Genomic DNA, 17,419 nt, shown 5'->3' with positions numbered 1-17,419 from the left:
CATATTGCGCGAAGACCCCGCCAGGCATGAAGATGTCGTGATCGAAGGGGGGGGCTAATAGTGCGGGGCAGCAGTAGGGCGGTGCGCGTGCGGTAAGACGCCGATCGGATTCCGTTTGGAAGGGAACCTGCCAATTAGGGCGCGGGTTATGTTTCAAAAGGAGAAGGCCATGTATGAGACTGGAAGCAAAGAGGAAAGCGTCACCCATGTGACGACGACCGAAGCACGCGGTGGATCGCGCACGCGGGCCACCCGCAATATCCTCACAATCAGCCTGCTGCTGATCGTCATTATATTGGCCGTTGCACTGGGCTTTGGTTTTTTCGAAACGGGTCAGTCAGGGGCCGACAATGTAAACACCGAAAATGCGGCGCAGCAAAGCGCTGGTCTATCCCCCGACGGTTGATGGCCGACTGTTCCTAATTATGCCAGGCAGATATTCTGATTGTCTGAGCGAAAGCCATCGCGAAGTTCAGTGTATTCCGATTGGCCTCACTTATTTGTCCGCTCGACCGACAGCCCGCATCGCAGAATGTGCGTAGAGAAATTTCTACCATAAAATCAATCATTAAACTGAATTAGTCTATGTGCCTCGTTAACGATTTCTTCATCAATATCGACAAGATTCAGCGACATTCGACCGATTTATCGAATATGCCCGCGCCGAAAAGCTCGACGCTTCCGCTTTTAAAGGAATGTCGCGATGACAGTCGAAAAATTACCTATCAAATTTGACCGTCGACAGCACCCGCGTTTCGTGACGGCTTTCGAAGCCGAATTGGTCGAAGGCGATGAAGTCCGCATGGTGATCGTGGGCGATATCTCCGCGGGGGGATGCCTATTGGAAGAGGGACGCGGCTTCAATGTCGGTAGTCGGGTACAGCTTCGCGCCAAAGGGCTGGACATAGCATCGCGCGTCAGTTGGGTGCGCGATGACCTGTGCGGAGTCCGCTTCATGCAGATGGTCGATCCCCTGAAAGTGATTCAGGATAATATGACGACCGTTCCAAGCCTGACGGAGTTGATTGCGAAATTTTCGAAGGACCGCGCCGATGGAGCCAGATTGTCGCGTTGATCCGTGATGCCACATAGAAGCGGACCGACCTAAACCGATCCGCTTGATAACAGTTCCGGTCAACCCTTCGACTTATCCAGATCATAGCTGCCCAAACCAGGCTTGAACGACTTCTCGTCGATGAACTGTCGGGTTGCTTCCTTGCGGCCTTCATTGTCGAAAAAGCCGGCCGCCTCCTGCGCACGCACCAGATAATCTTCAGCATTATCATAGGTCATCTCGCGCACGCGGCGGATGGCCCATTTCGTGCCACGCAGAGCTTCGGCATTCTTGCCCAGCAGCACATTTGCGATTTCCGTCACCCGCGCCTCAAGGCGATCGGTCGGCACCGCTTCGTTGACAAGACCCCATTCCGCCGCCTGCGTCCCGGTCAGGTTTTCCCCCATCATGGCGTGGTACATCGACCGACGGAACCCCGTGAGTTCGGTGATGATCTTGCTCGCGCCGCCACCGGGCAGGATTCCCCAGTTGATTTCCGACAAGCCGAATTGTGCGTCCTCCGCCGCGACAGCCAGATCGCACGCGAAGAGCGGGCCATAGGCTCCGCCAAAGCACCAACCGTTGATCATCGCGATCGTCGGCTTCTGATACCAGCGCAGTCGTTCCCACCAGCCATAAGCCTCGCGCTGGGCCTTACGCGTCGCGTGCAGACCCTGATGTTCATTCTCACGGAAATATTCCTTCAGATCCATGCCGGCCGACCAGGACGTGCCTTCGCCCGTCAGCACCAGCACGCCGACATCCTCCCGAAATTCCAGCTCCTCCAATATGCGCATCATTTGCCGATTGAGCTTGGGACTCATGCAGTTTCGCTTTTCAGGGCGGTTGAACCAGACGGTAGCGATGCGGTTTTCGACTTTGAAGCCGACGGTGTCTTCTTCTCCACGATCAGACATGGCATTCCTTCCCGGATGGACTAAAACTTGCTATGTCAAATAGCATTATATGATTGCTATTGACAATAGCATAATGGAGATTCGATGCGTGATCCGCTTTCCCATCTGCCCGGCTATGCCTTGCGTCGCGCCGCCCATGTCATAATGGTCGATCTCTCCACCCGATTGCAGGCGGTCGATCTGAAATTGTCCGAGGCATCCGTTCTGCTGCTGATCGATGGACGGGATGATATCACCTCGAGCGAGATCGGGCGCATACTCGACATTCAGCGTGCGAACATGGTCCCGCTGCTCAACCGGCTGGATGCGCAAAAGCTGATCCAGCGTCGGCCGCTGGATCGCAAGTCGATGGCGATCACGCTCACTGAGGAGGGAAAGAAACGCCTTGTGCGAACCAAGGCCATCACCCAGGCGTTTGAGACGGACCTCTTGGCGCGCATTCCCCAGGAGCATCGGGATCATTTCGTCCCGGCGCTCAATGCTCTTTGGATGGCGGATAGTTCGACCGCATAAGAGTAAATCGAATATTGGCGCCGCCCGGAAACTATCTGCCATCCGTTCCTTCTGATCAAGTGCAGACTGATCAAGTGCAGATAGCGGCCTGCAACTTCGCGGCCTTTTGGATCGCCCCCAGATCCCCATGCATTGGCGATCATACGAGGGGTTGCGATACTCGGTATCCGCAGGAATATTCCGATGGCCGCCAGGGTTAGGCGGCAGTGGCGTTAGACCCCGGCCTTGTGAAGGAAGCCGAATTTACCGACAGCGACCACCCAATGGCAATCTGATTCGCGTCGCAGGCCGCATCACCAAGCTCAAGGGCTCGACTGGCATCGGCCCGGCGAATGAGCGGCGGCCGGGTCGCAAGCTTGGCTATACCGCCGTCAGTAGGGCGACCGAAGAGGGACGTGACGTTGTGCTCTATGTTTCCCCGCCTGTCTCCCCTGACACTCTCCGGCGCTATTAAGGCCGACACGCGCTATACGATGGTGGGCCTTCTTCAAAGCGCCGGAGACAAGGCGAATAATCAGCCTTCGTCCATGTGGCTGTTCAGCTACGATCCGCTTTGACGACGCCGTTGCAGGTGGCAGCGGCGGCCCTAGAAATGAGGTCAGGCGTCGCAAGCCGTACGATCCTACATGACCATATCTCCCATCCATAGCGCTTCGCCTCAGGTCCACCTGTCAGGGCGCAGCGACCATGCGCGGGGTTCGATTTTGAAATCGCAGCGACTTGTGCTAAAGCCACTTTGCTGAACGTCGCGTTTTGACGGATATCGGGCCGCTTCGGCTCTCCTTTGTCCCCATATTTGCCTCTAAAAGCCGGGATGCGCGAATTGTCGCGTATGCCCGTAGACCTGTGACAAGGAGACTTCGTTATGATCACCGGAACCGTCAAATTCTTCAATGCCGACAAGGGCTATGGGTTCATCGCTCCCGAAACGGGCGGCGACGATGCGTTCGTGCATATTTCTGCCGTCGAGCGCGCCGGCCTGCGCACGCTCGATAAAGACCAGCGCGTCACCTACGAGCTGGAAAAGGATCAGCGCGGCAAGATGTCGGCAGTCAACCTCCAGGCAGCCTGACAAGGGCTTGGCCGGGCGGCTCGGCCGCCCGGCCCCTATCGGGCTGCATTTAACACAACAGGATATTTCTCTGCATGAAAAGATATAAGGAACCTCAGTTTCAGGAGCGCATCGCTGCGGCCGCGCGCGCCCGAACGGCGGTTCTCGAACAATTGCGCGACAAGCCCCCGGTCGATGAAGCCGCAGCGGCCGAACGCGCCGAACGGCGTCTAGCAAAGGAAGCGGCGGCACGCGAAAAGCGTCAAAACGCCCTTTTGGCGGCTAAAGAAGAGAAGGCCGCCAAAAAAGCGCTGGCCCTCGAAGCCGCAGCGGCAAGCGCCGCACGCCAGAAGCCGGTATTGACCGAAGCCGAACGTAAAGCTGCGCGCGACGCGCGCTATCTCGCCCGGAAGAACCGGGCCTGATCTTGAATAGGCAGGGCGCAGTTCCACCATCAGCGACAGTCCGGGGACAATCTCCCAACGACACGCTCATTGGATGGGTCAAGCGCCATCGCCTGCAAACAAAACGCGGCACAAGCCGCGAGGATTTTATATGAATATCATTTCCGAAACCCGTAGCCGCCCGGCCTTCCGCCTGCCCTATGGCAGGTCGGTCAGACGACCCGCCACGCCCGCCGCAGCAACATTGTCGAGTTGCGAATTGAAGCAGATCGTCGCGGCCGTTCTGGGCTGACCAATCGCAGGCTCGCAAACATATCCATTGCGGGCTTCCCAATATTATAAGGAACACCGATGAGCCGAGAAAAAATCCGCCCCTTTTTGATCACTAAGGATGAGGAAGGGAATTTTCGGCTCACGGTTCGCGAAACCCGTTATAATTCGCAGGGTTATCCGCTCGTAACATCTCAGTTACAAGATGAAGTGTTCAAATCGGCAGCAGCCGTGCGCAACTTTGCGCGAGATACGTTCAAGGCTCAACCTGGACAATATGCCACGCAATAAAGGCGCATGAAGCCAATAAAGGGGCATGTTTTTTGGCCATAACTGCTGAAGTTGCAACAGTGCCGGTTGAACTGATCGACACGGCCGATCTTCCTGATGGCGGGACATTGCGCCTGTTGCGCCGGGGCGACGATTATTCGATCCGCTTCCGCGACACGGAGTTGATGGGCAACCAAGTCCGTCAGTCCGAAGAGGCGCTGGCCGTCTTGACATGCGAGCGGCTGACGCAGAGCGACAGCCGCATCCTCATCGGCGGGTTGGGCATGGGCTTCACGCTGGGCGCTGCGCTCAAATCCCTTCCCACAACCGCCGCGGTTACGGTGTCCGAGCTACTCCCCGCGATCGTAGAATGGGCGAAAGGACCGCTGGCCCACCTGTTCCATGATTATTTGACCGACGACAGGGTGTGCCTGACAATGGGCGACGTCCATGACGCCATCGTCAAGGAGACGGTCGGCTATGACGCGATCCTGCTGGATGTCGATAATGGTCCCGATGGGTTGATCCACATTGCCAATGAGCGCCTCTATTGCAATTGGGGGCTGCGCGCAGCACACGCGGCCCTGCGGCCAAAGGGGATACTCGCTATATGGTCGGCTTATCCAGACGATGATTTCGTCGATCGACTTGAACGCGCCCGTTTCCATGTCGAAGAGGTTGACGTGCCGGTCGTGATCGATGGAGAAGCCGCCACCCATATTATCTGGTTTGCAACCCGGAACCAATGACGATCAAGGTGCAGCCATCAAGGCAGACATGCTGACGTTCAACGAAGCGGCTCCAAATGCGCGTCCGTCGCAGGATGCGATCAACAAAATTCATCACCGCCAGTTCAGGTGTTCAGCGTGCCAAGCCGGCGCTGAAGATTTCGCCTGCATACACTTATCCACCGGCATAACGATCACGCGCGCGCGGCGGTGATGATGATTTCGACCTTATAGTCGGCGGTCGCCAGCCTGGCTTCGCCGGTGGCGCGGGCCGGGGCGTCGACGTCGGCGATCCAGGCGTCCCAAACGCTGTTCATTTCGGTGAAATCGGTCATGTCGGCCAGCCAGATGGTCGCACGCAAGATATGCGCCTTGCTGCTGCCGGCGAGGGCCAGCAGGCGGTCGATCTCGTCCAGCGCGAACTGGGTCTGGGCGGTCACGCTGTCGCCTTCCCCGACCTGGCCAGCCAGATAGACGGTGTCGCCATGGATGACCGCTTCGCTCATGCGCGGGCCGGTTTCGATGCGGGTGATGGTCATGCTATGTCTCCTTGCCTCAGTGCCGGTAGCGCGAGAGCGCCAGGTCGGCGGTTTCGATGTCCGGCCTGGCCCCGCTGATGATGTCGGCGATCACCCGACCTGATCCGCAGGCCATGGTCCAGCCCAGCGTGCCGTGGCCGGTGTTGAGGAACAGATTGTCGATCGTCGTCGCACCCACCACCGGGGTCGAGTCCGGCGTCATCGGCCGCAGTCCGCTCCAGAATGTCGCGCGTGAGAGGTCGCCAGCGCCGGGGAACAGCGTATTGACACTATGGTCCAGCGTGTCGCGGCGCGCCTGCGGCAGATCGTTGGTATAGCCCGACAGTTCGGCCATGCCGCCCACGCGGATGCGGTCGCCCAGCCGGGTGATCGCCACCTTGTAGCTTTCGTCGAGCAGGGTCGACACCGGTGCGGCGTCCGGCTGCACGATCGGCACGGTGATCGAATAGCCCTTCACTGGATAGACCGGCAGGCGCAGGCCGAGCGGCGCGACCAGCAAGGGCGAGAAGCTGCCCATCGCGACCAGATAAGCGTCGCCGCTGACCATGCCATGATCGGTGACGACATGGCGGATGCGGCCGGCGCCCGTCGCCAGCGCCTGAATATTGCGGCCCAGCAGGAATTGCACGCCCCGCGCCCTGGCCATGTCCGCCAGCGCATTGGTGAATTTGAAGCAATCGCCGGTTTCGTCATTGGGCAGGCGCAGCCCGCCGACGATCGGCGACCCGCTGGCCGCCAGCCCCGGTTCGGCGGCCAGGCAACCGGCGCGGTCCAGCACTTCGAACGGGACGTTGTCGGCGCGCAGCACCTCGATATCCTTGGCGATGCCGTCGAGTTGCTTTTGTTCCCGAAATAGCTGGAGCGTGCCTCGGCTGCGTTCGTCATAGGCGATGCCGGTTTCCGCGCGCAGCGCGATCAGCCGGTCGCGGCTATATTCCGCCAGCCGGACCATGCGCCCCTTGTTGATGCGATAATCCCGCGCGTTGCAGTTGCCGAGCATCGCGACAATCCAACGCAGCATCGCCATGTCCACATTGGGCCGCAGGATCAGCGGCGCATGGCGCATGAACAGCCAGCGCAGCGCCTTGGCCGGGATGCCGGGCGCCGCCCAGGGCGAGGCGTAACCGGGGGAAATCTCGCCCGCATTGGCGAAGCTGGTTTCCTGCGCCACGCCGGCCTGGCGATCGACGACGACCACCTCATGCCCCGCCTGCGCCAGATACCAGGCGGATGTGACGCCGATCACGCCGCCACCCAATATGACGATCTTCATGCCTTGCCGCTCCTCTGGTCAGCAGCGGCGGACGGCGCGGGCAGGTAGCTGCGCGCGTAGCGGTGGCCGAGCCGGGTCAATATCTCGTAGCTGATCGTGCCCGCCTGCGCGGCGACTGCATCGATCGTCTGGTGCGGCCCGATAAGTTCCACCGGTGCGCCGGAATAGAGCAGATAATCGGCGATGTCGGTGACGTCGATCGCCGTGCTATCCATCGACACCCGCCCGACGATCGGTACGCGGACGCCGCCGATATAGGCGCTGCCGCGACCGCTGAGATGACGGGGCCAGCCGTCGGCATAACCGACCGAAATGGTCGCGATGTGCGACGGACGATCGCAACGGTGGGTCAGGCCATAGCCGACGCCCGCACCCGCCGGCACGGTCCGCAATTGCACGATATAGGCGTCGAGCGCGATCACGGCCCGCATAGGATTGGGAGCGGGATCGCCATGCGGCGCGCCGCCATAGAGCGCGATGCCGGCGCGGACCAGGTCGCCATGCCGCACGCCGGTCGTCATCGCCCCGCCCGAATTGTCGAGCGACCGCGGTACGCCGGGAAACTGGTCGGCGATCGCGTCGAACCTGTCCCGCTGATCTCGATTGAAGGCGTCGTCCGGCTGATCGGCGCAGGCGAGATGGCTCATGACCAGGCGCAGGTCGATGCCGTCCAGCAGGTGGGGCTGGTCGCGCAGGATCGTCAGTTCGCCCGGCGTGAGGCCGAGGCGCGACATGCCGCTATCGACCTGGACGGCCCCGCGCAGCGCGCAGCCCAGCGTGCGGGCGGCCGCGGCCCAGCCATCGATCTGCGCCAGCGAATTGAGCACCGGCACGGCGCCGAGCGCGGCACAGGCAGCTTCGGCGCCGGGCGGCAATCCATTGAGGACATAAAGCGGAACATCCGCCGGCAGATGCGGCTTCAACGCCGCCGCCTCGCACAGATGCGCCACGAAGAAGTGGCGGCACCCCGCCCGCAGCAGGGCATGCGACACCGGAACCGCGCCCAGGCCATAAGCGTCCGCCTTCACCACGCCGGCCACGCTGGCGGGCGCGACCTGACGCACAATCAGTGCATAATTGGCCACCAAAGCGCCCAGATCGATGCGCAGGGTCGCCGCCGTCCCACCGTCCATGCCATATCCTTTCGACGAGACCATAGTAGATCACGTTTCTTCGAATATCCATTTTATATGCAGGACACTATTCGAACATTTTGGCATGAAGTAATGAATCTTCCGTTGGATTCGAACGAATGACCGCCACCCTGGATAATAGCGATCGCGCCATATTGCGCTTGTTGAAACTCGACGCCCGACGTTCCAATGCGGACATCGCCGCAAAGGTTGGCCTGTCTCCGTCCGCCTGCCACCGGCGCATCAAACAGTTGGAGGCCGGTGGTTATATTCGCGGCTATACGCTCGTCGCTGGCGGGCGCGACGAAACCGCCATGGTCAATGTGCTGGTCCAGGTGACGCTGGACCGGCAGACCGACGATTTTCTCGCCCGGTTCGAACATGCGGTACGGCAATGTCCCGAAATCCGCGAATGTTTCCTGATGACCGGGGCGGTCGATTATTGGTTGCGGGTGGAGGCGGACAGCGTCGACGCCTATGAGCGCATCCACGGCGAAATCCTGTCGCGGATGCCCGGCGTGACGCGGATCAACTCCAGCATCGCCATGCGCGACGCACTGCGACCACGACGCGCCAAGAAATAATGTTGCGGCGACCTGTGAAGTCATCTGAAAGCTTCGAACATAGTACCACTCGTTGCCCCACTGCGCATCCGGCATGACATAATCCCGGCCGGGTTTCAGCCGTTTGGGTTCGATCTTGACCGTGAAGTCGCGTGCGGGCCGCGCCTGGGTCCGGCCGCTCTCGATTGGTTGGCCGTCCGGCTTTTACGCGAAATACCGGCTGACCGGGATTTTCGATCCATAGGGCCACCTCAGCGCGCGCGGTCAGATCACCGCTGGCGACACCATCATTGAAGCGGACAATGATCTTTTCGGCCGGGTTGGCGGCCACCGGGGACCAGGCGGCGGCGCCGATCAGACCCAGCGCAGAGCGACGATCACGGCTCGTTTCGCACCGCCAAAGGGCAAGCTCGCCGAAATGCCGTAAAAACCCGGTTCGCCAAAGATGAAGGTCGGCATTCCGAGCGGGTCGCCTGTATTGCCGTGATACTTGATATATTATTTGTGGATTTTGGTCGTGAACCCGCCGCGCGAGCGGCCGGGGGCTTGACCACTTTGCTGCCTTTTGCGTCCGCTGCCGACACAGGGGCGCACACGGTCGTAGAATCGAACATCTGCATCCGATGCGCTGACGGACTCATCGAAGCCAGCGTGTCGAAAAGGGGGCGAACATGTCGGCCTTGCTCAACCGGTCGAACCGCGTCCACACGCTGTTCCAGTGGCCGTAATCCTTGGGAAGCGACCGCCAACGCACATTCTCCACTGTGAAGAAATGCAGTGCCTCCAGAAAGCGCCGGTTGTCCGCCTTGCGTCCCCGGCGCGGCAAGCACGCCCAGAATAGCAGCAGCGCGTGCTCCCACTCTTCCTCATCCATCCGTGTCGACAACCATTCCGACCTCCCTGATAGTCGGAAGCCTAGGAATCAGAACGGATTCATTTTAGGAATTGGAAATTTTCCATACCGACAAATTCGTCCATATTGCCTAGGCGGCGTGGACAAATTTGAGCCAGTATCTGGCGGTGGCGAGATGGACCATGCCGAGGAAGCTATTGGCCAGTTGGTCGTAGCGGGTTGCGATGGCACGGTTGATTTTGAGGTGCCCGAACATACGCTCGATGCGGTTGCGCTGCTTGTAGAGCGTTCGGTCATGCTCGATCTTCACCCTGCGGTTTGAGCGGCCCGGAATTACGGGCTCTATCTGCCGTTTGGCGAGGTCGGCACGGATTGCGTCGGCATCGTAGCCCTTGTCGGCCAACAGTGCATCAGGTGCGCGTTCTGGCAGGCCGATCAAGGCATCATATGCCTTGCAATCCGCCACTTCACCGCCCGTCAGGATGAAGGCGAGTGGTCGTCCGAGGGCATCAGCCAAGCAGTGAAGCTTACTTGTGAACCCGCCCCGCGAGCGGCCAAGAGCGCGTCGATGAGTCCCCCTTTTCCGCCCGCTGCCGAGACGTGGGCGCGAACGGTGGTGCTGTCGATGCTGTAGTGGCCGCTGTCCGCCATGATCTCGGCCAGCGTCACGGCGACCGCCTCCCAGACCCCGGCCTCGCTCCACCGCCGGAATCGTCGATAGATGGTGTTCCAACTGCCATATTTAGGCGGCACGTCACGCCACGGAGCGCCGCAACGAAGTCGCCAGAGGATGCCATTGATGATGGAGCGGTTCTGTTCGGGCGGCCTGCCTCGACCACGGTTTTCAGGCTCGATGGGCAACAAGGCCTTCAGAACGCGCCATTCTGATTCAGTGAGATCGCCCCTGCTCAAGCCTGCCTCCAAAAAGCAGCCTTGAATCAATCCGCCTGCGCTACGTCAATCGTCTTCGCTGATGGCCGACACCTACAGCGCGGGATCGATAGCAAACCGGACCGGTAGGCGATAAGCTATTTATATGGGAACGCTGAAACTCGAAGATCGCACTGCGGAATACCAGTGGGCAACCGACGTAAACTTCGACGGCATACGTCTGGAGGTGCTCTCAAGCGACGGAACTACACTCTTCGACATCAGCATACTGGATGACGGTCACATCACCGTCAACACCTTCGGCAAGGAAGTTGCCGCAAACCTGATCGAGGCCGCAGTCGAGATCGCCCGTCAGCCGCGATAAGCTCACGCCCGCCAATTTGTCCACGCCGCCTAGGCTAATGATCTCGGTGCCGGACTTGCCTGCAATGGAACATGACGCTGGCCAATGGAATCCGGAACCGGGAAGCGGCGCTCCGTTGTTCCAGCGAGTGACCGCCACATCGGACTGGCCTACACCCGTCAACCGATCGACAACCCCTCCATTCGCGCCTTTTCGTCATCCGTCAAAGCTTTCGGGCGCCCGTCGATAGCCTTCAATGCCACCATGGCGCAGGAATTGATCGCCGCCTTCGACCGCAGCGATGCCGACGATATGGTGCGGGTCGTGATCGTCACGGGCGAAGGCCGTGGTTTCTGCGCCGGCGCGGACCTGGAAGCGGGTGCGGACACTTTCAACTATGCCGTGCGTGAAGATGGCCCCGTAGGCGCCGACGGCAGCATCGACTGGTCCCACCCGGATGTGCGCGACACTGGCGGTCTGGTCAGCCTGCGCATCTTCAACAGCCTTAAACCCGTGATCGCGGCGATCAACGGCCCGGCGGTCGGCGTGGGCATCACCATGACCCTGCCGATGGACATTCGCATCGCCGCCGAAGGCGCGAAGATCGGCTTCGTCTTCGCCCGGCGCGGCATCGTACCCGAAGCGGCGTCAAGCTGGTTCCTGCCGCGCCTTGTCGGCATCAGCAAGGCGATGGAATGGTGCGCCACCGGCCGGGTCATGCTGGCGGATGAGGCGCAGGCGGGCGGCCTGTTGCGCTCCGTTCACGCGCCCGATACGCTGCTCGACGTCGCGCGCGGTATCGCGCGGGAAATCGCCGACAACACCGCCCCCGTTTCGGTGTCGCTCACCCGGCAGATGCTCTGGCGCGGTCTGGGTTTCAGTCATCCGACGGAGGCGCACCGCATCGACAGCCGCGCCGTCTATGGCCGTGGGCGCAGCGCCGATGCAAGCGAAGGCGTAACCAGCTTTCTCGAAAAGCGCACGCCCGTTTATCCCGACAGCGTCAGTCAGGACATGCCGGGCTTCTATCCCTAGTGGGAAGAGCCGGAATGGCGTTAAAGCTAAGAGGTCGATCCATCTCTAATTTTTATTCGCACCCGACCTATTGAGCGAGTCGGGCGTTGCGGGCTTGGCCGCATTGGTCCACCCTCGCCTTGCACCGTAAACGGGGCAGAATTGCGCTATGGCATGAAAGGCGGCGCGATGCGGATCGAACTGGCGTGAAAAATATCGGTGATCAGCCCTTCTCCGATCCATTGGCCCAGCAAGGCGCCGGCCGCCCTCACGCCAGCTTCCTCGCCCAGCCGATCGATCAGCGACGCGCATAATGCGCTAAAGCTGGCGCCCGCAACGGCATCAGCCAAAATGTCGGCTTCGACCGTTCCAATCGCGCGAAAACAGGGGGTGAAGCCCTGTCGCCACACCAGCATGGCGCCGGGTTCAGGGAGCATGGCCGCGGCCGGCGGTTGTTCTTGCGCCGCCAGCGCCGACCAGATCGCGCCTGCATTGGTGATCGCTGGACCAATGCTGAGCGTCGGCACGAAAATCAACGATGCTTCATCCCAATCCACCCCCGCCAGCCTCTCTGCGCTGACCGGATCGGCATCGCGTCCCTCGAACGTCCGAGTCAGCGCATGGTCCAGCCAGGTCAGTTCCTCCACTTCGCGATCGTCGGGATAGAGCCGCGCCAGCGTCCGGTCGAACCCGTCACCATAGACGCCCAGCGTCCAGCCATGGGGCGGCCTACCGTCGATATGCGCGCGCGCGGCGGTCATGAACGCCTCGTCGCCCAGCCAGAGCGCCGTTTTTTCGAACATCTCATGCAGGCAATCGGCCAACCGCATATGGTAGGCATTATGATAGACATCCAGCCCGGCTTGCGCCGCGCCATCCACCCAGGCCGCCATCGATCCGGGCCGGTCGGTCAGCCATCCGGCGAAATCGCGCTGCATCGCGGCGAGGCTCATGCCGCCCGCCTCCGGTCCATCGTCGCGATCGCGCGGGCCATGTCGAGTTCGGCCAGCAAGTCGGCAAGCGGGGGAATGTCGTCGTCCCGTTCGATCATGGTCGCGACCGGCCCGATCCGGCGGCAGGCTTCGGCGTAGAGCGCCCAGACCGGCGGCGGCACGGGCTGGTCATGCGTGTCGATGAGGCAATCGCGGCCTTGGCTGTGTCCGGCCAGATGAATCTGGCGCACGCGGTCGGCCGGCACGCCATCGAGATAGGTCATGGGATCGAAGCCATGATTGATCGCGCTGACATAGATATTGTTCACGTCCAGCAACAGAGCGCAGCCGGTGCGCGCGCACATCGCGTTCAGAAATTGCCATTCGGTCATGCTGTCGGCGGTGAATTGCAGGTATGTGGAGGGGTTTTCGATCAGCATCGGCCGTTCCAGCACGTCCTGTGCTTGCAGAATGTTGGCGCAAACCAGATCGAGCGCTTCCTCGGTATAGGGAAGCGGCAGGAGGTCGTGCGCGTTGAACCCCGCGATCCGGGTCCAGCACAGATGGTCGGACACGAATAGCGGATCGACATGGTCGACCAATGTTTTCAGGCGTGCCAGATAGGCGCGATCCAGCCCGTCGGCCGATCCGATCGACATCGACACGCCATGCAAGGCCACCGGATGCCGTTCGCGAATCTGATCGAGGATATGACGGGGACGCCCGCCATCGATCATGAAATTCTCGGATATGACCTCCACGAAATCGACCGGCGCCGTGCTCGTCAGGAAATCCTGATAGTGCGGCGTGCGCAGGCCAAGGCCGAAGCCGTCAAAGGAGGCGATGGGGGTGGCGGTCATCGGCACGCTCCGGGAAAGGGGGAGGCCCGGCCGGGGGTAAGCCGGGCCTCGATATCGCGCACGCGATGGGGGCGTGCGCGAAGGCCGATATTATTGAGCCGCGGGCTCGGTCAGGCTGCCGCCGGCGGCGGTGCATTTTTCAGCCGACATCTCCTTGAAGCCCTGCCCCTTGCAGCTGTTCAAGCCCTTGCAGTCATTCTTGGCGGTCTTGCAGTCCGACGTGCCCTTGCAGCTATTGACGCCATAGCAATGGGTGGTCTTGGCGGCATCGGCCGCAAAGGCCGGAGCGGCGGCCGAGATGCCGGCGATGGCGAGCAGCGCAGCGGTGGTGGCGATGCTGACGCCGGACTTGATGCTGGTCATGAGATGATCTCCGAAGAATATTGCCGGGATGGCACAGGGTTCTTCGGGGCAACGTCCGCGATGGTTACACATTATCTACCAACGCAGGAAACGCGGCCCGATCAGCGCACCGCTCAGCGTCGCCAGAACCATCCCCAGCGTGTACCAGGTGAGGACGAAGGTGGCGGACGCTTCCGGGCAATGCAGGCCATAGAGCGTTGCCGAACAGGCGCCAGACGCCAGCCCCGCCATTGCGCCCGCCAGACGCAACCGGGTTGGGGCCAGGCGACGAAAGGCCCAGAGCAGGCCGGCGAACAGCGGCACGGACAAGCTTGCCACCAGCATCGAACATCGCGTCCAGCTATGGCCCAGCCAGAGACGCTGCCAGCCATCAACCGGGGTTCGGATCAGTTCGCTCACGGCGGCGGCCAGCAAAAGGCCGAACGGCAGCGCCAGCAGCCAGAGCCAAGGCGCGCGCGCCGCATCCGGCCGGGCCAGATGCAGCGTCGCGGCGATCGCACCGATCCCCAGCGAGAGCGTGTAGGCCCATTTCATCCAGAACGGGAAAGCCTGCATCGCGACCCCCAGATCGGGCCGGAACCCCAGCGCCGCGGCGATCGCCGCCAGCGTGACGATGCCGCCGCTGGCCAGGCCAATCCCGACCCTGCATTCCACCGCATGGCGCGGAACCGGGCGCGCATCGCTCGCCAGCGCGCGGATAAGGTCTTCGGTCTGCATCACCCCTGTCCCCTCAACCGCGCGGCCAGCGTTTTCAAGCCCCGATGGACGGAAACCTTGACGTCGGCTTCGCTCAGGCCGGCCGCCTGCGCGGCCTCCATCACGCTCAGCCCATCGACCTTCGTATCGCGGATCGCCTTCGCCTGCTTGGGCGACAGGCCGCCCAGCAACCGATCGAGATCCATGCGCGCGGCGCAGGCATCCTCGAATCCTTCCGCGACCAATATCTCTTCCAGTCCCTCGATCTGCACCATGGGCCGGGTCCGGCGGAACTGGTCGATCATCTTGTAGCGCGCGACCGCATAGACCCAGGCGACAAAGGGCCGGGTCCGGTCATATGTCCCGCGACGGGCGTGAATGGCCATCAATGTTTCCTGCACCAGATCCTCGACATCATCGGCGCCGCCGCGCAGGCGGCGTCCGAAGAAGGATCGCAGCAACGGGACGAGCGCGCCGAGCAAGGCGGTATAGGCATCGGCGTCTCCATCAAGACCGCCGATCATCCATATCCTGAGCTGTTCTTCGCTCGCCCGCATACGCACTCCCGAACAGTCATTCGTGGCTAGAGGCCCAATGGTTACAGCGATGCGGCGGAAAAATGCTGCGCGACCATTTTCTGCGCCATCTGTTGCGCCATCTGTAACGTCTTTCCGTTCCGCCGCGAAGAAGCTTCCGTAACCCGGCCCGCTTGGCCTCCCAGGGTTGCCGTGCGACGGAGCCGCCGCAAACGGCTCTGTCGCATGTGAGGCCATCCCGCTTTTTCGACGGAGAAATATCATGTCATCGACCCCGGCCATATTGGCCGCCGCCCTCGCCATCGCGATCACGACCGGCGGCGCCCATGCCGCAGAGCCGACCAAGCCCATGGAAAAATGCTATGGCGTGTCACAGGCCGGCAAGAATGACTGCAAGGCGGGCGCGGGCACCAGTTGCGCCGGCACGTCGCGGATAGCCTATCAGGGCGACGCCTGGAAACTGGTGAAGGCCGGCACCTGCACCAAGATCAAGACGCCCAAGGGCTTCGGGTCGCTGACACCCAAGGCGTGATCCTTCCTGATCCTGCGGAGAAGAGCGATGATATCCTTTGCGCGCCATTATGCTGAAGCCTGCGATCGGCTGACCATGCTGATCCCCGACAATCTGGTGCTGCTGATCGCGCGTCTGGGCATCGCCGCCACCTTCTCCCTGTCGGGCCGGACCAAGGTGGAGGGTCTGCAGACCATCACGCCCTCCACCTACGAGCTGTTCCAGACCGAATATGCCTTGCCGCTCATTCCTCCGAACGTCGCGGCGCATGTGGCGACCTATTCGGAGCATGTCTTCCCGATCTTGCTGGTTCTGGGCTTGTTCACCCGACCAGCCGCGGCCGCATTGCTGGGCATGACCCTGGTGATCGAGATATTCGTCTATCCCGACGCCTGGCCGACTCATCTTGTCTGGGCGGGATTGCAGCTCTTCCTATTCGCGCGGGGCGGGGGCGAATGGTCTCTGGACCGCCTGATGGGCATTGAACGCCGGCAGCAGAAATAGCGGAGTCCGAAACTCCCGATCATAGGTGGCGCCTGGCGCGCGGAAGGTCGGCTTCTGCGCGCCAGGCGCCACAGGGTCGAGCGAACAGGTCAAACCCCGCTTGACGATTTGCCGCACCTGCTCAATCCTGCGTCGGTGAACGATGCCATCATAGATCCCGCCCCCTCGCGTCCCGGCCCTTCGGCGGTGCTGTCGGCGCGACCCGAAGCGATCCGGCTCGATGCCGAGACAACGGCGGTCATCGTCGTCGATATGCAGAACGCCTATGTCAGCCAGGGCGGCTATGTGGACGAGGCCGGTTTCGATTTCGGTCCCGCGGCGGGCGTCATCCCGAAGGTCGTCGACGCGGCGCGCTTGGCGGGCATACCGGTGATATTCCTGCAGAACGGCTGGGATTCAGCCTATGTCGAGGCCGGCACGCCGCTCTCTCCCAATTGGCATAAATCCAATGCGCTCAAGACCATGCGCGCGCGGCCCGCGCTTGCCGGGAAGTTCCTTGCCCGCGGCGGCTGGGACTATGAGCTTGTCGATACGCTTCCGGTACAGGAAGGCGACCTTCGCGTGCACAAACCGCGCTATTCGGCATTCTTCAATTCGCAGCTCGATTCCGTGCTGCGGGCACGCGGCATCCGCACGCTGATCTTTGCCGGCATCGCCACCAATGTCTGCGTCGAATCGACGCTGCGCGACGGCTTTCATCTCGAATATTTCGGCGTGCTGCTGGAAGATGCGGTGCATCATCTAGGGCCGGACTTCGTCCGCCAGGCCAGCCTCTACAATGTCGAGACATTCTTCGGCTGGGTAAGCAGCGTCGCCGATTTCCGCACCGCCGTCGGCCAACTTCCGCCAAAGGAGTCCTGATGCCTTTCGAACCGATCAACCCGCCTCAGTTCCCCACGCCCATCGCGCCCTATTCCGCCGGGGCGAAGGCGGGCAATACGGTCTATGTTTCAGGCGTGCTGGCATTGGGAGAAGGCGGCACGGTGCTGCATATCGGCGATGCCGCCGCGCAGATGCGCCATGTGCTGGAGGTCGTCAAGACCACGATCGAGGCGGCCGGCGGTAGCATGGCGGATATCGCCATGAATCATATGTGGACGACCCCCACTTACAAGAACCCTGAACAGATATTTTGAACGGATCGCTTGCGATCATATGTCCGGCCTCGGTGTGCGGTCGCACATGACCGCGGGCCAAGATG

The 17,419-nt window shown here is 61.5% G+C and carries 26 protein-coding genes; 15 read left to right on the top strand and 11 right to left on the bottom strand.

The window, feature by feature from the left end; translation table 11 throughout:
- Positions 1 to 169 precede the first annotated feature (169 nt).
- On the top strand, positions 170 to 406 hold the full coding sequence (locus sphantq_RS20715; protein WP_272800294.1) for a hypothetical protein: 237 nt from the start codon (positions 170 to 172) through the stop codon (positions 404 to 406).
- Positions 407 to 703: 297 nt separating this feature from the next.
- Positions 704 to 1,075: a PilZ domain-containing protein gene (locus tag sphantq_RS20710; RefSeq protein WP_129927482.1), complete on the top strand. Its 372-nt coding sequence runs from the start codon at positions 704 to 706 to the stop codon at positions 1,073 to 1,075.
- A 59-nt stretch (positions 1,076 to 1,134) separates the two neighbouring features.
- On the opposite strand, the gene sphantq_RS20705 is transcribed toward sphantq_RS20710, so the two are convergent.
- On the bottom strand, positions 1,135 to 1,971 hold the full coding sequence (locus tag sphantq_RS20705) for a p-hydroxycinnamoyl CoA hydratase/lyase (RefSeq protein WP_066608258.1): 837 nt from the start codon (positions 1,969 to 1,971) through the stop codon (positions 1,135 to 1,137).
- 84 nt (positions 1,972 to 2,055) lie between these two features.
- Here sphantq_RS20705 and sphantq_RS20700 point away from each other — a divergent pair, with 84 nt between their 5' ends.
- The 6 genes from sphantq_RS20700 to sphantq_RS20675 all read left to right on the top strand — a co-directional run bounded on the left by sphantq_RS20700 (position 2,056) and on the right by sphantq_RS20675 (position 5,228).
- Positions 2,056 to 2,484, top strand: coding sequence for a MarR family winged helix-turn-helix transcriptional regulator (locus sphantq_RS20700; protein ID WP_066608260.1), 429 nt, complete (start codon positions 2,056 to 2,058; stop codon positions 2,482 to 2,484).
- Positions 2,485 to 3,349: 865 nt separating this feature from the next.
- A complete protein-coding gene (locus tag sphantq_RS20695) occupies positions 3,350 to 3,556 on the top strand; it encodes a cold-shock protein (protein ID WP_129927484.1) in 207 nt (68 codons plus the stop codon).
- A gap of 74 nt (positions 3,557 to 3,630) precedes the next feature.
- Complete coding sequence (locus sphantq_RS20690; protein ID WP_066608265.1) at positions 3,631 to 3,960, top strand: DUF6481 family protein; 330 nt, start codon at positions 3,631 to 3,633, stop codon at positions 3,958 to 3,960.
- Between the two features lie 130 nt (positions 3,961 to 4,090).
- Positions 4,091 to 4,231 (top strand): hypothetical protein, encoded by a 141-nt coding sequence (locus sphantq_RS20685; protein ID WP_165363663.1) that lies wholly within the window; start codon positions 4,091 to 4,093, stop codon positions 4,229 to 4,231.
- A gap of 59 nt (positions 4,232 to 4,290) precedes the next feature.
- Positions 4,291 to 4,500 carry a hypothetical protein gene (locus sphantq_RS20680; protein WP_082679199.1) on the top strand — a complete coding sequence of 70 codons (210 nt, stop codon included), beginning with the start codon at positions 4,291 to 4,293 and terminating at the stop codon, positions 4,498 to 4,500.
- Positions 4,501 to 4,532: 32 nt separating this feature from the next.
- Entirely contained in the window at positions 4,533 to 5,228 is a 696-nt protein-coding gene (locus tag sphantq_RS20675) for a spermidine synthase (RefSeq protein WP_244884477.1), read from the top strand.
- Positions 5,229 to 5,401: 173 nt separating this feature from the next.
- Here the strand turns inward: sphantq_RS20675 and sphantq_RS20670 are convergent, their stop codons facing one another.
- From sphantq_RS20670 to alr, 3 genes are read right to left on the bottom strand one after another with little or no spacing between them, the layout of a single operon-like run.
- Positions 5,402 to 5,746, bottom strand: coding sequence for a RidA family protein (locus sphantq_RS20670; protein ID WP_066608275.1), 345 nt, complete (start codon positions 5,744 to 5,746; stop codon positions 5,402 to 5,404).
- A gap of 16 nt (positions 5,747 to 5,762) precedes the next feature.
- Positions 5,763 to 7,019, bottom strand: a complete 1,257-nt coding sequence (locus sphantq_RS20665) for a D-amino acid dehydrogenase (RefSeq protein ID WP_066608276.1) — start codon at positions 7,017 to 7,019, stop codon at positions 5,763 to 5,765.
- Positions 7,016 to 8,152: an alanine racemase gene (alr, locus tag sphantq_RS20660; protein ID WP_272800293.1), complete on the bottom strand. Its 1,137-nt coding sequence runs from the start codon at positions 8,150 to 8,152 to the stop codon at positions 7,016 to 7,018. The genes sphantq_RS20665 and alr overlap by 4 nt, the downstream gene beginning before the upstream one ends.
- A 119-nt stretch (positions 8,153 to 8,271) precedes the next feature.
- Here alr and sphantq_RS20655 point away from each other — a divergent pair, with 119 nt between their 5' ends.
- Complete coding sequence (locus tag sphantq_RS20655) at positions 8,272 to 8,736, top strand: Lrp/AsnC family transcriptional regulator (RefSeq protein WP_066608283.1); 465 nt, start codon at positions 8,272 to 8,274, stop codon at positions 8,734 to 8,736.
- A gap of 616 nt (positions 8,737 to 9,352) precedes the next feature.
- On the opposite strand, the gene sphantq_RS20650 is transcribed toward sphantq_RS20655, so the two are convergent.
- Positions 9,353 to 9,601, bottom strand: a complete 249-nt coding sequence (locus sphantq_RS20650; protein WP_272800292.1) for a transposase — start codon at positions 9,599 to 9,601, stop codon at positions 9,353 to 9,355.
- Between the two features lie 97 nt (positions 9,602 to 9,698).
- Positions 9,699 to 10,480 (bottom strand): IS5 family transposase gene (locus sphantq_RS20645; RefSeq protein WP_272799347.1). Its coding sequence is split into 2 segments (ribosomal slippage): positions 9,699 to 10,156 and positions 10,156 to 10,480, totalling 783 coding nucleotides; the frame shifts between segments, so codons are not numbered across the junction.
- A gap of 124 nt (positions 10,481 to 10,604) precedes the next feature.
- On the opposite strand from sphantq_RS20645, the gene sphantq_RS20640 reads away from it, so the two are divergent.
- A complete protein-coding gene (locus tag sphantq_RS20640; RefSeq protein WP_272799346.1) occupies positions 10,605 to 10,823 on the top strand; it encodes a hypothetical protein in 219 nt (72 codons plus the stop codon).
- A 243-nt stretch (positions 10,824 to 11,066) separates the two neighbouring features.
- Complete coding sequence (locus tag sphantq_RS20635; RefSeq protein ID WP_443021570.1) at positions 11,067 to 11,837, top strand: crotonase/enoyl-CoA hydratase family protein; 771 nt, start codon at positions 11,067 to 11,069, stop codon at positions 11,835 to 11,837.
- 146 nt (positions 11,838 to 11,983) lie between these two features.
- Here sphantq_RS20635 and sphantq_RS20630 read toward each other — a convergent pair whose 3' ends face one another.
- From sphantq_RS20630 to sphantq_RS20610, 5 genes are all read right to left on the bottom strand, one after another.
- Positions 11,984 to 12,769 carry an HvfC/BufC N-terminal domain-containing protein gene (locus tag sphantq_RS20630; RefSeq protein WP_066608577.1) on the bottom strand — a complete coding sequence of 262 codons (786 nt, stop codon included), beginning with the start codon at positions 12,767 to 12,769 and terminating at the stop codon, positions 11,984 to 11,986.
- Positions 12,766 to 13,608: an MNIO family bufferin maturase gene (gene bufB, locus sphantq_RS20625; RefSeq protein WP_272800291.1), complete on the bottom strand. Its 843-nt coding sequence runs from the start codon at positions 13,606 to 13,608 to the stop codon at positions 12,766 to 12,768. The genes sphantq_RS20630 and bufB overlap by 4 nt, the downstream gene beginning before the upstream one ends.
- Positions 13,609 to 13,698: 90 nt before the next feature.
- Positions 13,699 to 13,971: a BufA2 family periplasmic bufferin-type metallophore gene (gene bufA2, locus sphantq_RS20620; protein WP_066608582.1), complete on the bottom strand. Its 273-nt coding sequence runs from the start codon at positions 13,969 to 13,971 to the stop codon at positions 13,699 to 13,701.
- 75 nt (positions 13,972 to 14,046) lie between these two features.
- Positions 14,047 to 14,688: a DUF1109 domain-containing protein gene (locus tag sphantq_RS20615; RefSeq protein WP_066608584.1), complete on the bottom strand. Its 642-nt coding sequence runs from the start codon at positions 14,686 to 14,688 to the stop codon at positions 14,047 to 14,049.
- Entirely contained in the window at positions 14,688 to 15,224 is a 537-nt protein-coding gene (locus tag sphantq_RS20610; RefSeq protein WP_272800290.1) for a sigma-70 family RNA polymerase sigma factor, read from the bottom strand. The genes sphantq_RS20615 and sphantq_RS20610 overlap by 1 nt, the downstream gene beginning before the upstream one ends.
- 241 nt (positions 15,225 to 15,465) lie before the next feature.
- Here sphantq_RS20610 and sphantq_RS20605 point away from each other — a divergent pair, with 241 nt between their 5' ends.
- The 4 genes from sphantq_RS20605 to sphantq_RS20590 all read left to right on the top strand — a co-directional run bounded on the left by sphantq_RS20605 (position 15,466) and on the right by sphantq_RS20590 (position 17,354).
- Positions 15,466 to 15,735: a BufA1 family periplasmic bufferin-type metallophore gene (locus sphantq_RS20605; protein WP_272800289.1), complete on the top strand. Its 270-nt coding sequence runs from the start codon at positions 15,466 to 15,468 to the stop codon at positions 15,733 to 15,735.
- 27 nt (positions 15,736 to 15,762) lie between these two features.
- Positions 15,763 to 16,218 (top strand): DoxX family protein, encoded by a 456-nt coding sequence (locus sphantq_RS20600; protein WP_272800288.1) that lies wholly within the window; start codon positions 15,763 to 15,765, stop codon positions 16,216 to 16,218.
- A 135-nt stretch (positions 16,219 to 16,353) separates the two neighbouring features.
- The gene (locus sphantq_RS20595) at positions 16,354 to 17,079 is read left to right on the top strand and encodes an isochorismatase family protein (RefSeq protein WP_272800287.1); all 726 of its coding nucleotides are present in this window, start codon (positions 16,354 to 16,356) and stop codon (positions 17,077 to 17,079) included.
- Complete coding sequence (locus sphantq_RS20590) at positions 17,079 to 17,354, top strand: RidA family protein (RefSeq protein WP_272800286.1); 276 nt, start codon at positions 17,079 to 17,081, stop codon at positions 17,352 to 17,354. Before sphantq_RS20595 ends, sphantq_RS20590 begins: the two co-directional genes overlap by 1 nt.
- Positions 17,355 to 17,419: the final 65 nt, after the last annotated feature.

It is taken from the genome of Sphingobium sp. AntQ-1 (assembly GCF_028538045.1).
Taxonomy (GTDB): Bacteria; Pseudomonadota; Alphaproteobacteria; order Sphingomonadales; family Sphingomonadaceae; genus Sphingobium; species Sphingobium cupriresistens.
The sequence above is the reverse complement of the archived record's forward strand: the minus strand, read 5'-3'. Positions and strand labels throughout refer to the sequence as shown.